We start from the raw sequence: 14,605 nt of genomic DNA, 5'->3' as shown, positions 1-14,605 counted from the left end.
ATAGTTATTAAGGTTTATCGTCCCTGTGAAGACCAGAGAAGGTCTTTCACGTCCACATTCAGACAGCGTGCTATATCAAGCAGTGTCTCTAATCCAGGCTGTGCAGTATTCGTGCACCACTTGCTAACAGTAGCAGGATCTTTACCCAATTGCTCTGCTAACCACTTGTTCGTTCGCTTCTGCTCAGCGAGAACAACTTTCAGTCTGTTGATGTCTTCTTTCATTGCCATAATATTTGCGTATTGTGCAAAATTAATGTTTTTTTTTGATTATCCATGAAAAAACGAAGAAAACTATTAATAATTTATATCTTTTTCGTGGTTTTGGCCGCATTTTGACGGTTTTTTGCTAACTTTGTGCCAACTTTACTCATAAATAATAGAAGTTTCTGAGAATTGTTGGGGATGTCCCATGATTTGAGACAAGACGAAGTTAACTTCGCGCCCAAAACAATATTTGATAAAAGATGGAGATAACATATAAAGAGCAACTAAGTAGGCACGTTGAGAACATCTTCATGGGGTATTCGATGCCTGGTCTCCACATCTGTGATATTGCTACAGGTGGCGGAAAGTCATATACCATCGGCAAGCTGACATGTGAATACTATCCTGAAAAGTTTGACCGTATTGTTATCCTCTGCGTCCAGAACAAGTTGGTGAACGGCATGAATAGGGAAATTGACCGTTTCATCAACACCGAAAGCAGTCTTATATCCCCATCAGACAAGATGGTAATAGAAAACAATCCCGAAGTCATCACCCAGGCCATCAAAAATGGTCATTTCCAGAAGCTTCTGGAAGAAATGTACTACAGGATTGGTGAGCAGAACAAGGCAGATTACAAGGTCAATGAAATACAATACAGCTATAATGCGGTCAAGAAGATATATGAGGGATTGGCTGGGTTAATAAAGACACTTGAAGAAAGTGATAAGAACGACTACATCCTCAGTCAGATTAACGAGGGGGAAGCCAAACTTCGCAGGGCTGTTCGTGGATTTTTCGACACCTATAAACGACACCTCGAAAAAACAAAACAGTTGAAGAAAGTATCTCTCGAAACCATTCTAAGCAGGTTCCAGTCTCTCGTCAAAGTTTATCCACAAGTAGACTACAGGCGAAAAAAGGTACTTCTAATGACCGTTCATAAAGCTATGTATGGGATTGATCCTATCCTTTCAGAGAAAATCTATCTGCAAGATCTTGCGGAAAAGAACAAAAAGACTCTTATTCTCTTTGACGAGTCCGACCAAGCTGCAGTAGCTATGCGCACGGCTATTATTGACCAATCCATTGAAAATGCTGGAGGTAGCAAGAGATTTGCCAAGGGCTACAATGGTTATCTGCAATACAAGGATTTGATTGACAACCCAGAACAAATTGCCAATGAGTATTACGGTGAATTGTTGGAAAAATGCCTTAACAAAGCGAAGGAAATCACAAAGACAAACTGGGAAAAAGCCGTTGGCAACATTCTTCCTTATAAAAATATCTTCTTGGGTAATAATGAAGAACTGGAAACATACAGAAGAGGCGTATTCTTTTCAGGCCCAGCCCTAAAATTAAACATTTCCCAAAAGGGGGACAGTACTCACTCGTATATATGCTATAAGAAAAACAACCGTCACTTCAGCCTCGTTCACGCTAAGGATGACAGTCTGCTGACAAAAGAATATGCCGTGGTGATTCCGTTAGACAGATTCCTCTCTCTCATCATAGGAAATACCACATCTATTAAGGCACAGCTCAGGAAGGTCATCTCTGAATCCCTGAAGCAAAGCAGAGAACAGTTCGAGGCTGAGGAAAAAGAGATTGCAGCAAATGCCGCCACGACAAATCACTATCTTGGATATCCTACATTGGAACGGGAGATACATACCTTATTCTCTCGTTTTGAGACCACTTCGGAATATCAGTTTGAACAGCAGATTAACGAATTCATGACTAATAGAAAGAATCTGTTTGTTACTGATGGCGACAGTAAAATGAAGTTACCTGATTACTCTGTGTATTCCCAAGGAGTACAACTTTATCAAGAAGAAATTGATGAGCGTGACAACCAACACAGGGTCAGGCTGTCATGCCGAGAGATTACAACGACTCCTGAAAAGATACTGATCGATCTCGTTAACACTGACGGAACTTCCATTGTTCTATGCTCAGCGACTGCTTCGAGTTGGTCTGTGGTAAGTAATTGTGATATTAAGTACTTAAAGCAAACGCTTGGAGAGAAAGTTCATGTGCTTTCCAAAGAAGAACGTGAGACATTTGACAACCTCGTCGATCATACATACCCTTTAGAGCACCAAATAAAAGTTGTTCCTCTGAAGAAACATATATATGAGGACAAGAGAGAGAATGCCATAGTGTTGCCGGATAGATACAGGCAGATGTTCTCTCCTGAAGCATTGGAGGAACGACTGGCAGACAGGTGGTTCAAAATCACATACAGAGGACTGAAAAAGACTGCCAAGAACTTTGATGACATGATGTTCCAACTATACAGACTTTTCCAGTTTATAGAAGCATATCATTGGTTCATCACTCACGATGACATTCATAGCATGATATACTTCCAAAACCGTACAGGAGATAAGGATAAGGATCAGATTAACGTCCTTAGCTGTCTGATAGACGGAACATTCAAATACATGGATTGCACTTTGGAAGACGAAATTCCGACAAGTTGGATCAATGAACATATCTGTATTTCCAAGGACTGGGAAGATGTGGAGTCCAATATCCTATCGAAACTCAGCAAGGATAAAGATGCTAAACTGATGCTGATATCAGCCTATGGCAGTTTCAAGGCTGGTGCCAACATGCAGTATGAGATACCAGAAGGTCTTGATTACATAAGCGGTGACAACTGGATAAGCGAAGGAGAAAAGCTTAAGAAGGACTGGGATGCCATCTATGTACAGTCACCAACGGCATACCTTATGATGAACGAAGACGGCAATGAGGCGACTTATGAAAAAAGCCTTTACAATGCCATGCTTACCCTAATGATGCTTTTCGAACGAGGATGTCTTTCCAGATCTGATGTCGCACAGTGGCTCTTTTATGCATTGTCCGGCAACTTCATGTTTGGTGAGAAGCAGAATCCCGGAATCGTCAAAGACAAAGCAGCATGGGCACAAACGACAGTAAAACAGGCTATTGGCCGATTATGCAGGACAAGGAATAAGCCTCAGACGACATACATCCTCTTTGACGAATCCATGAAACCGTTCTTTGATGCGTCAAATATGGAGAAATCGCTCACGAAGGAATTCCGAGCTTTGGCAACCTACATCTTATCGCATCGAGATAAAAAAGAAGATGACATCGCCTCGGAAGAGGTCATGCGATGCAATGAGGCCAACTATGCACAAGCGCAACTGGACCGCCTACGCAGAATTGCGCTTCGCTATACTCCTCACCTGCAGGATGAGCAGGATTTTGACGATGACATTGAGGGAGAGAACCAAGTGCCTTACAATGTAAGAATCAGCCAAGTAATGAACCAGAGTTACAAACAGACCATTATACGAAAGCCTGTAATTACCACTCTGGAGGATTTGGATAAGAATGATAAACGACTGACTTTTATGCCGAAGTGCTATGGTGATTGGAAACGTAATTCTGAATGTGAATTGAATTATTACTTTGACGAAAGATTCAGGGCTTGTCCAAAAGGCAAGGGAAAGCTGTTCCCCTATCCTATTTCACCATCCTACGTCAGACTTGACGTGTTGATGAAGAATCCCGTCATCAAATCACATTTTGAGAAAAACGGTTTTGCAACAACATGGGAAAAGGAAGGCATGATATTACACCCACAGATACTTGCCACAGACTATGCTGGGGAAATTGGAGAAGAGGCTTTTAAGGCAATCTTGTTGCATTATACAGATTGTACAGAAGAGGAGGTCAAGCATCTGGAAGGAAAAGATTACGAACTGGCCGATTTCGTTATTACTAATGAGGACGGTAGTTACAGAATCGCATTTGACGTAAAGAACATGAATCCCAAAGTGGACCATAAAGATAAAGAAGGTGACATGCCCACTGCAAAAAAGCGGGAAATCAAACGCAAAAGGCTGGGATGCGAGCTTATAACGGTTAACATGCTGAACATGAACACAACTGGAATGGATGAATTACGTGAGATTCATGGAATCATAGATGAGGATGGCACAATCATTCCAAGTGCCATCGAACGTATTCAGAAACTTGTAAATGGAAATAAAGTATGAAGTTAGACAAGGAATATATTAAAAGGCTACCCCTTACAACCAACAAGATCAACGTGACTCTCGACAAGAATGCATTCTTTTCGAGATATTCCATCGTATCATACTATGGCACTGACAAGGAGCTAAAGAACCTTGCGTACGAGCAACTGGCAGACGTACCTTGTCTGTCTGTAACTGGCATAAGGTCAAGATGGGCAGGATTACGTTATCCTGCAACTCACTTCTTTGTCCTGACAGACAAAGGTAAAGAGGGTGAGGTCTTGAATAGCCTAAGAGCATATGAGCATATCCGTTCAAAACCTGACACGTTGGAAGAGTATGATGACATTCTTCAAAAAAGGATAGTTGCTTCTCTTGCCATCAACTCGCTCGGTAAGAAGAGAAATGATAAGATGATGTATAATGATGGAGCACTACTCATATGCGACGACAAGAATTTCAATACCCCCAAATCAAGGCAAGAACTTGTTTGTCTGAAAGTAGAGGTCAATGAATTTATGATTCTTACCGCCAAGACCACATCATTCTCCAATCCATCTTCATACAATGAACTAAGGAAACGCAAAAACTGCGTCTTCAAAGTAGGAAAAGACATCGGTGGATGCTTATGGGAAGGGCAATCTGTGAAGCCTGTAGTCGTAAAGGACTTCAAGGATGGAGACTTCAACTTGAAGGAGTTGTATGTGCAGAAGAAAAGATTCAGTGACAACAAAAACAACGTTCCCTATTGGCCATATAACAAAGAGAACTATACCCACGGAAGACTGTTTGCCATCTGGCAAGTAGTACAGTCCGTCAATGAAGACTTTGATGGTCTCATTGAAATAGACTTTTGCGATTTTGAGGTATTGCACTATGACGAATGCAAGACCGGGGATGACATGCTCTCATTCCTGAAGGAATATTTGTCAGGAAAAACAATTTTAGTTGAAGACCCATTTGGCACTTCTGCATCAAGAGAACTGATAAGTCAATTCAAGAATGAAGCACTTTCTATAATGGATGATAAACTTGGCTTTCCAAGAAAAGCTTCTGGGAATGATATGCTGATAAAACTGTGTGAACCCAAGGAGGATGGTGCAAGTCATACCCATTATACAAAATCCCTATACAGGATGGCACACTCTGGCAACGCACTTCAACATATCACATTCTACAACAATGAGAAGGAAGACAAGATAAGCAAGGCCAGTGCAAGAAGGATCCTTATTGAGTTGCTTGTAAAAGATTCGTTAATCAACAGAAGAATGCCCAAGGAATTGACAGAGCTAATGACCGATTGGAAATTCTTCCGATACAAGATTAATGAAGGGTTCGTGCATGGCGCTTCGTTAGCCGTTAACATCACTGGCACTATGAGTATACAGGAATATGGACTGTCTCAAAACAGCTTAGGAGAAGAGTTTGAACAGTTCGTCCACGATAACTTAAGATATAACTATTATGAAAAGATTCGCGGCGGACGAGATTATATGGCCATGGAGAAAAACGGCAACGTTTATCTGATTATCGATACGGAAGAGATACCCATACTCGATGCCAGCTTAATTGATGACGGATATGGGAAGGTGGTAAATGAAGGAGAAACCATCTCCATGTTTAAACGAAAGAAAGTAGCACATGAATACCTGAGAGGCTATATAGGCTTCCACTTGTGGAAGTCTGACGGCATCGACGGGAAAACAAATGGATCCTATTCGTATATATCAGGCACGAATAGCGAGAGCATGCAAATAATGCAAAATACCAAAATGGATAAGATGCCTCGCGCACGAAGGATATTTGTCTTAAACAAAGAGAATCCGGAAACAGTGGAGAACGAGATCATGGAAATTGCCTCCATGTTGAAATTCGGCTTCGGAAGATGGAATGAATTGATGACCTACCCTTTCCCCTTCAAGTTCCTTCAGGAATACCAGGATGATGCTTGTGAGACCGTTTTCTCAAAACACTGGAAAGACATTACTTATAAAGGTGAATTACTATAAATAATCCAATTATGCAGATAGGATTCATAAACTTTAGTCAAGAAGAGCTAGCTCGAAAAAACAAGGTACTACAGATGGTTCGAGACCAAACTGCAATCGATGAACTTGGTTTTGGTCGTATACGTGATGCCTTTGCCAATATGATGTTCCCAGGAATGTCAACACTGCAACGTCGTGCGAAATACTTTGCGGTGATGCCATCGCTTTACTATCAGGCAACAAAGAAACACTACAACAGTGTCCGCGATGTGAGGGCTCAAATCGTAAAGTGGGAAATCAGATTAACCGATATGTTAGTTAATGGAGCTGGTAATGACGAGAATAAGAAGACCGGCATTACAGGACGCTCAATGCTAACAGCGGCAAAAAACGACCCAAGTAAGTTTGTAAAATACGATCCGACGTACATCTATATGAATGGCCTTAGGACTTTTGGCATGATAAAAGGTGATATAGACATATACCATCTAATCTTTGACAGAAGTAAGCAAGTCTATCAGCAAAAACCAAAATACAAAGCATCAGAAGAAGGAGAAATGAGTGATTCTGAGGATAAAAGCGGCTTAATACAATTTATCGCCCCTTGTGAGGAAGTATATGATTTTGACAATGGTACAATGTTACCTTTGGAACTAACAAAAAAAGAGGCGGATTATATCAAGGGTCACATTGTAAACTCAATGAAAAGCATGGATTCTATGCTTGCATATATTCTTCGTAATAATGTTGCAGTCTTTCCAGAATATGATTCGCTTGGGAGAATCTGGCATGATATGCCTGAAGATTTCTCAGAATACATGAAGCAATATAGGATGGGCCAACGTTTTTCTCACCTTGCTTATGTAGTACAACTACGGTTCAATCATATTATGGCCATGTTTAACGAGCAAAAGGATGAAGCAGATAAGTTACAGGCCAGAATAGAAGAAGTACTGGAACAATATCCGTCAGACTTTACATGTCAGGCTATCGATGACATGCTCTTCTATATACATAGCAGAGTCACTGGGCATACCGTCATCACCTTTTGTAGAAAATCGGTCAAACTTATAGAGAAAAGGGACTGGGAACAACTTGACGAACTGATTGTATCGAGAGAGAAGGCTGTTAAACCTGGGCGAAACAAGCTTAGGAATCCCAAATACAAGGGAGAAGAACGAGGTTGGCCTTCGATGTTATCTTTCAGATGGAATGAGATCGTGTATCAAGTTATCAATGAAATAAGGGAGGCAAAGTAATATGGCACGAGAATTATTGAAAGACCTGATATACGGCGAACAGCTTGTTTCAGACGGCTGCAAAGTTGAATTCGCTGTCGGCCTAACTTATTCCCTAAACTTAGAAGCTATGCTGACAGTTCCCCTTGCTTTTGGCGATTTAGGAGAGCTGGATAGCAGTGTCAAGCAAAGTCCTGCTTTCTTATTGGAAGGAATTCGTAGATGCAGTGATAAGATTGCCTTGTTCTGCAATAAGGGAGGAATTCATGTTCCAAATGAAACAAGAACAATTTATTCTCTATTGGAGTCCAGTATCTTCGAAGTGCAGAACGGCAACGACATTTATTCTAATTTTCATCCCAAAATCTGGTTGGTGAAGGAAACAGACAAAGAGGGGGAGGAATGGCTAAAGCTGGCTGTAATGAGCAGAAATCTTGATTTTTCCACATGCCTTGATATATGTTGCTCCATCAGAGGCCATATAGGAAAAAGCAGAAGTTTAAGGGGAATAGGAAAACATAAACCTCTAAAGGAAATGTTGATTTGGCTAAGTGGATATGCCTCAAAGGGTAAAGCGGAAAAGGTCGTTTGGCTTGCGGAACAACTGGACTATGTTGACTGTTTCAAGTTAGATTTCCCTTTCCAAACTGAAGATGTGGGACGAGAAGAAGACGAAGGCTACGATTTCTTTCCTTTTGTCTATGGAAAAGAAGAATTCTCTCCTTATGGAGCTTTCCTTCAAAAATATCTTCCAGGGGATAGAATCCTTGTAATATCACCATTCATTGATATTACTACATTGTCGTGGTTGACTTCACGAAAGAAGGATTACAATTATGAGAGCAGAAATTCTATTCTCATAACACGCAAAGAATATGTCACACAAGAGGTCTATGAGTTGTTTGAACAGGTTTGGGTACCTAATGACACGATGATAGACAACACAACTGCAAATGTTGATTTGCATGCTAAGATGTATTTGACGCAACGATTGACAGGTGACGATCTTGGATATACCTTGTATATTGGTAGTGCAAATGCAACCATTAATGCATTTAATAAGAACGTAGAATTCCTTCTGAGACTTCACTACAAGCGTACAACGAATGATAGAATAAAGGAACTTCTTGAAGAAATTACCAGTGAACACCGGTTTGTCGTGATGGATGCGCCGAATCCAGAAGCAAGCAATACTCGACCAAGCAATGAAAAAGAACTGACATTGAAACGAGCCGTTGGGTGCTTAAAGAAAGCTGTTATAAAGCCTAGCAGCAAGAACGGCCTCTATGATATTGATGTGTCTGTAAGAGGGAAATATGATGGGAATATTCAAATCAGACCATTACAGTGTAAGGCTTTATGGCAGTCTATCGACAATCAAGTAATATTCAATGAGTTATCAGCGCACCTTCTTTCGGAATTTTACGTAATAAGAATTCCATGTGAGGATGAAAAGTATATGGAACTTGTGACAAAGATTAAGACAATAGGTATGCCAGCAAATAGAGACGAAGCTATTTATCAGAGTATTGTTACAAAGAAAGAAGAGCTTCTGGATTATGTCGCCTTTATGTTGAGCGATCGTCCTTCTGAATTTTTCTATGAGCAACAAATGATAAAAGAAAACAATAAACATGTTCAAGGCACTACTGCACAAACTGTGACGATGCCACTGTACGAGCAACTCTTGCGAACGGCCAGCAACAATCCTGAACAGATTACAGAAGTGCAGAAGTTCATTAAGAAGATGAAGCAAGATATAGTCCCTGAAGAGCTGACAAAGATATTGCAGATGTTCCAAAAAGTATCAAAACAAATTGCGGCACTATGAGCACGGCAAAGGATTTCCAACTGGCAACGGCCAAGCGAATAATAGAGATATTTAAAAGCGGCCAGAAACGTGTCCTTCTGAGTGATGAAGTGGGGTTGGGCAAAACAATTATGTCAAAAACTGTAGTAGAAATGGCCAAGACTCTACCTGGAGTTGAAAAAGATGGCATCTACAGAGTGGTATATGTCTGCTCGAACCAAAATATCATCCAACAGAACACCAGAAATCTTGGTATTCCCCAAGAAGACATCATGCAGATGCGTGAAAGTCGTCTTTCGATGCAGCACTTGATCCTTCAAGAACGTAAGATTCAGCAAGAAGCAAGACATGGTACAGACTTGCTACAACAATTGATTCCGCTCACTCCATCAACATCGTTCAGTATTACTGGAGGCGCAGGGAACGGTGCAGAAAGAGCATTGATATTCGCTATCATGAAAGAAATGGAAGAGTTTCAAGGAAAGGACACTCGTCTGTCTTCACTTTTGAAAACCATGTATATGGGACAAAAAAGCTGGGATGATTATATAAACTATTACAGTGGTCGCGTAAAAAACTGTGGATCTACGTATATTAAAGAAATCATCAATCTTTTACGGGCAAACAAGACTTTCCGTGAAAACAAAAACGCACTTGTTGACTATGTTGCTGGGAATGCAAATGAAATGCCATTCTGGTTAATCAACAAGTTGAGGATTGCTTTTGCCCAGATAAGTCTGAATCAGTTGGAACCTGATTTGGTAATTATGGATGAGTTCCAGCGTTTTAGTGGTTTGCTGAACACATCCAGTGATTCTGAGGAGTCCATGATTGCCCATGAGTTCTTTACCAATGAGCATCCATACATTTTATTGCTCTCTGCAACTCCTTATAAACCTTTTACGACATTGGAGGAACTGAATGAGGCGAATTGTGATGAACAATATGAGGACTTCCTAAAGCTGATGAGATTCTTATTCAAGGAAGATAAAGCTGGAGCGGACTCATTTAATACCGTATGGGAAGATTACTCCAATAAATTGTCTCATATCAGCAGTGAAGCATTCGATGCATTAATCATCAGCAAGCAGAAAGCTGAAGAAAAAATGTATAGCGTCATCTGTCGGACGGAGCGATATAGTGAGGGACTGATAAAGACCATGCCATTAGACAAGATGGCCATTACGGGTGATGACATATTGGCCTATTGCCAGATGCAAAAGTTACTTCAAAAGGCGAAAGCTGTATTGGATAGGAGGAAGAACAAGGATGGGAATATTGGCATTAACCCAAGTTACAACATCCCGATAGAATATGTCAAGTCATCCCCATATCTTCTTTCCTTCATGCAGAAATATCAGGAGGGAAAGACCGTCGAAGCCGCCTTCAAGGGTAATGATGTCCCTATTGTAAAGAATTCGAGAATACAGAGACTGCTGTTAAAGGGTGGACAGATTTACAATTATAAGCTAATTGAACCTGCCAACGCAAAACTATCTGCTATTGAAGAAATGCTTTTCAAAAATCATGCAGAACGATTGTTGTGGGTTCCTGCATCACATCCATATTATACCATCCCTCAAAACCATGTTTTCGCCCAAAATAAGGACTTTTCAAAAGCGTTGGTATTCTCTGCATGGGAAATGGTGCCTAGAATGTTAGCTGTAATGTTGTCGTATGAGTCAGAAAGAAGGAATGTTGTCGGAGCTTATAAAGACGACGGAATAACTTATATAACGAAAAGAAAAGTTGGTATGAACCGTATGCAGGAGGAAGGCGGTAATCTACTTGAATATCCGTCTGTGTATCTTGCCGATTTATATGACTATCGAGAATATTTTGGACAAAATATCGACAGTATTATTAACGACCTTCAAAACAAAATTCAGGCTGATATAAATAAATTCGGTCTTCCAATATTGAATATTACAAGTGCCGACCTTCTTTTACTACTTATAAAGAGGCTCGAAGGCGAAGACCTTGAAATGCGTGGAATTCCTCAAAGGGCTGCCAGGACACTTGCTTTTATGGCTATTGCCTCTCCTGCTGTATGTATGTTGCGTATTCTGAAGAACTCAGAAAAACCGGAGAATGCAGATGCATATTACGAAACGACAAATGCTAAGGACGTGGCTGAAAGCATCGTAGCTTTGTTCAACCGTCGTGAGAACTCCGCTGCTGTTGAACTGTCTACACCAAAAGGACTAAAATATTATGAACAAGTGCTACATTATTGTGTAATGGGTAACTTGCAGTCAGTTCTCGACGAATATTGTCACATGATAGATGAAGGAAAACATGCCGACTATATTGTTGACAAGTTGAATGCAACCTTTATATCTGCGACCTCTTATCAGATTGAGACAACAGATTCCTATTGTAAAGAAGAAGGTAAATCTATGCCAATGCGCAGAAGTTTTGCATTTGACTACGCCAAAGTAGTTCAAGATAAAAACATCAAGCATAATGGCACTCTCCAACAGGCGTTCAACTCTCCATTCCGTCCATTTGTATTGGCAACAACAAGCATAGGTCAAGAAGGACTTGATTTCCATTGGTACACAAGAAAGATTGTCCACTGGAATCTCCCTAGCAATCCCGTTGACATGGAACAGCGAGAAGGACGAATTAACAGATATAAATGTTTGGCTATCAGAAGGAACATTGCCAAATTCTTTGGTGGTAAATACTCTTGGGAAGAAATGTTCACTGAAGCAGATAAGCAATGGCGAATCCTATCACCTTCAGAGTATTCGGAAATGGTCCCTTATTGGTGCTTACCTAAAGAAATCATCAAAGAACATGTTAACGAACTTGAATATATTGAGCGATTGGTTCCTCTCTACCCAATGAGTAACGACGAAATCAGATATAAGTATCTAATTGATGTTTTATCTCTTTATCGTTTAACAATGGGGCAACCTCGCCAGGAAGAACTACTTCAACTACTTGAAGGGAAGGTTACAAAAGAACAGATGAAAGAGCTGTTGTTCGATTTAAGTCCATTTAATCGCAATAAAAAGAGAATATGATATTATGTTAGGAGCAATCATTGGTGATATTGTTGGCAGTCGTTGGGAATTTAACCCGACAAATGATTATGATTTTGAATGGCTTTCTAAGGAGAACAACTTCACAGATGACACTATTTGCACGATTGCCATAGCAGACGCACTTCTGCATGAACGAGATTTTGGTGAAAGTATCCATAATTGGTGCAACCGCTACCCTCATCCCATGGGTGGATATGGAGGGCGTTTCGCAGGATGGGTACATAGTGAGAATCCTGTACCATATAATTCTTTTGGCAATGGATCTGCTATGAGAGTAAGCCCTGTAGCCCACTGGCACGACGATGAAAACCTTATGCTTGACGCAGCGGCGGCAACTGCATTACCCTCCCATAACCATGATGAGGGTATAAAAGGGGCACAGACAGTGGCACTGGCTATTTTCAAAGCTATGGAATACAACGAGCGCCATTATCAAGAAGCGCCGAGACACATTGATGAAATCCTTGAAGAGTGTGTGAAGTTCTCCGGCTACGACATCAACATGCCCAAGAGCTCGGTTTTAAACAAGTTTGACGAAACATGCCAAGGTACTGTACCTGTGGCACTGAAAATAATCAGTATGGCTACTTGCTTTGAGGATGCAGTGCGCATGGCTGTTTGCCTTGGAGCCGATGCGGATACCTTAGGGGCTATAGTTGGTAGCATAGCTGAAGCAATCTGGGGCATCCCAATGAAATTGCATAGAGAAATTGAGACATATCTTCCAGAAGATATGCGTTGTGTTATTCTGGACTTCAGACATGCACGCCCTTCATCATTCAAGCCCCTCATCGATACGACGTATGGAGGAAACGATTTCAGTAATGTAAGTTGGGACATTCTATATGACATGGACGGAAAGGACGTATATGAAGAAGAGATGGAAAAGGCTATGAGCGATAAAGAAAAAAGAAGAAAGGAAATGACAGAACGAGGGAAAGCTCGAAACAATTGGTAATCTATTATTATGGCATACAATTATAAATATCCTCGACCTTCGGTCACGGCAGATTGCATAGTGATTACAAAAGATTCACAGTCCAAAGTCCTACTTGTCAAAAGGAGAAACGAACCTTTCAAAGACTATTGGGCATTTCCTGGAGGCTACATGAATATGGATGAAACAACCGAGCAGTGTGCCATTCGTGAACTCGAAGAAGAAACTGGCTTGAAAGTTGAACATATTCAGCAGATTGGGGCTTATTCAAAGGTTGACCGCGACCCACGAGGAAGAACCATCACCGTAGCCTATTTGGCTATTGTGGATAGCCCTATATACGTTGTTGGCAATGACGATGCAGTCGAGGCTGAATGGTTCCATCTGTCTGCCCTCCCCCAACTGGCATTTGACCATATTGATATTATGAAGGATGCCACGAGGGTATATACACAAATAATGCAAAATAATCATTCTCATAAAACAGGACCGAAATGATTACATCCAATTCAACATACGCTGAGATTGAAACTCAGAAGAGCCAGGATGAACAGAACATTCAGGATTTTCTGGTCAGAAAACTGGAAAGAGATAGTCGTAAGCTGAAGAAAATCTTCAAGACGAAACCGTATTATACACCAACGGTTCCTGCCACCTTCCATTCGCATACAACAAACATTCACTGGCGCATCCTGCAAATATTGATGCATGAAAAGAAGCCGTCTGTACAAGAAAGAGTTAGGGGAATAACTTTTCTTGTAGAAAGCGAGAATCAAATAAAATACACTATCATTAACGACTTGGACACTGGTAAGCCTATGTTGGTGTTACCTTATCCCGGCAACGCATTCTTTGTATCTGCCCATGCCATCAGACGATATAAGGAAAGATGTCTTGGAAATGAGGATATTGACTTTATAACTGTGTGTGACAGATTAGTTAGGCGAAGTCCTTATTATGTCTGTGCGCCTACGCAAAATATTTATGGTCAAACAAACTTCCATTCTGTGATATTTAGGGTAGCCGATGGTATGTTCCTTGGCTATTATAATAACGAAAGAGAGATAATTTGTCTTGATACTTTCATTTCGGTGAACATGCTTAACGAACACCAAAAAGACCTCTCGGCATTCAAATTCAATGATGAACTGCTAAGAAAGCAGCGTGATTTAACGTGAGTTCGATGAATTATAAGTGTCTGTAAATTTGGTGATTAGCGAAATTTGTTGTAACTTTATAGTACTGATTTACAAAGAAATACAAACAAAAATCGCTATGATCACCGAGGACAAAGTTACGGAAATATTTTGTATGGCAGACGACTTCTGCAAGTTTTATGACGCAATGATGGCAAAAT

9 protein-coding genes are annotated in these 14,605 nt (G+C 40.7%); 8 read left to right on the top strand and 1 reads right to left on the bottom strand.

Annotated elements, in window-relative coordinates; all coding sequences use genetic code 11:
- Positions 1 to 14: 14 nt before the first annotated feature.
- Positions 15 to 230 (bottom strand): helix-turn-helix transcriptional regulator, encoded by a 216-nt coding sequence (locus HMPREF9944_RS00120; RefSeq protein ID WP_044113086.1) that lies wholly within the window; start codon positions 228 to 230, stop codon positions 15 to 17.
- A 236-nt stretch (positions 231 to 466) separates the two neighbouring features.
- Here HMPREF9944_RS00120 and HMPREF9944_RS00110 point away from each other — a divergent pair, with 236 nt between their 5' ends.
- From HMPREF9944_RS00110 to HMPREF9944_RS00075, 8 genes are read left to right on the top strand one after another with little or no spacing between them, the layout of a single operon-like run.
- Positions 467 to 4,243: a hypothetical protein gene (locus HMPREF9944_RS00110; RefSeq protein WP_008563592.1), complete on the top strand. Its 3,777-nt coding sequence runs from the start codon at positions 467 to 469 to the stop codon at positions 4,241 to 4,243.
- Entirely contained in the window at positions 4,240 to 6,231 is a 1,992-nt protein-coding gene (locus tag HMPREF9944_RS00105) for a hypothetical protein (RefSeq protein WP_008563590.1), read from the top strand. The genes HMPREF9944_RS00110 and HMPREF9944_RS00105 overlap by 4 nt, the downstream gene beginning before the upstream one ends.
- Before the next feature lie 11 nt (positions 6,232 to 6,242).
- Entirely contained in the window at positions 6,243 to 7,469 is a 1,227-nt protein-coding gene (locus HMPREF9944_RS00100; protein WP_008563588.1) for a DUF6361 family protein, read from the top strand.
- 1 nt (position 7,470) lies between these two features.
- Positions 7,471 to 9,279, top strand: a complete 1,809-nt coding sequence (locus tag HMPREF9944_RS00095) for a phospholipase D family protein (protein WP_008563587.1) — start codon at positions 7,471 to 7,473, stop codon at positions 9,277 to 9,279.
- Entirely contained in the window at positions 9,276 to 12,290 is a 3,015-nt protein-coding gene (locus HMPREF9944_RS00090; RefSeq protein WP_008563586.1) for a helicase C-terminal domain-containing protein, read from the top strand. Before HMPREF9944_RS00095 ends, HMPREF9944_RS00090 begins: the two co-directional genes overlap by 4 nt.
- Positions 12,291 to 12,294: 4 nt before the next feature.
- Positions 12,295 to 13,269, top strand: a complete 975-nt coding sequence (locus HMPREF9944_RS00085; protein WP_008563585.1) for an ADP-ribosylglycohydrolase family protein — start codon at positions 12,295 to 12,297, stop codon at positions 13,267 to 13,269.
- A 9-nt stretch (positions 13,270 to 13,278) separates the two neighbouring features.
- Positions 13,279 to 13,746, top strand: coding sequence for an NUDIX domain-containing protein (locus tag HMPREF9944_RS00080; RefSeq protein WP_008563584.1), 468 nt, complete (start codon positions 13,279 to 13,281; stop codon positions 13,744 to 13,746).
- On the top strand, positions 13,743 to 14,426 hold the full coding sequence (locus HMPREF9944_RS00075; protein WP_008563583.1) for a hypothetical protein: 684 nt from the start codon (positions 13,743 to 13,745) through the stop codon (positions 14,424 to 14,426). Before HMPREF9944_RS00080 ends, HMPREF9944_RS00075 begins: the two co-directional genes overlap by 4 nt.
- Positions 14,427 to 14,605 lie beyond the last annotated feature (179 nt).

Source organism: Segatella maculosa OT 289, assembly GCF_000243015.1.
In the GTDB taxonomy this organism is placed as follows: Bacteria; Bacteroidota; Bacteroidia; order Bacteroidales; family Bacteroidaceae; genus Prevotella; species Prevotella maculosa.
Note: the sequence above shows the minus strand (reverse complement) of the source record. Positions and strands in the feature narration are given on the sequence as shown.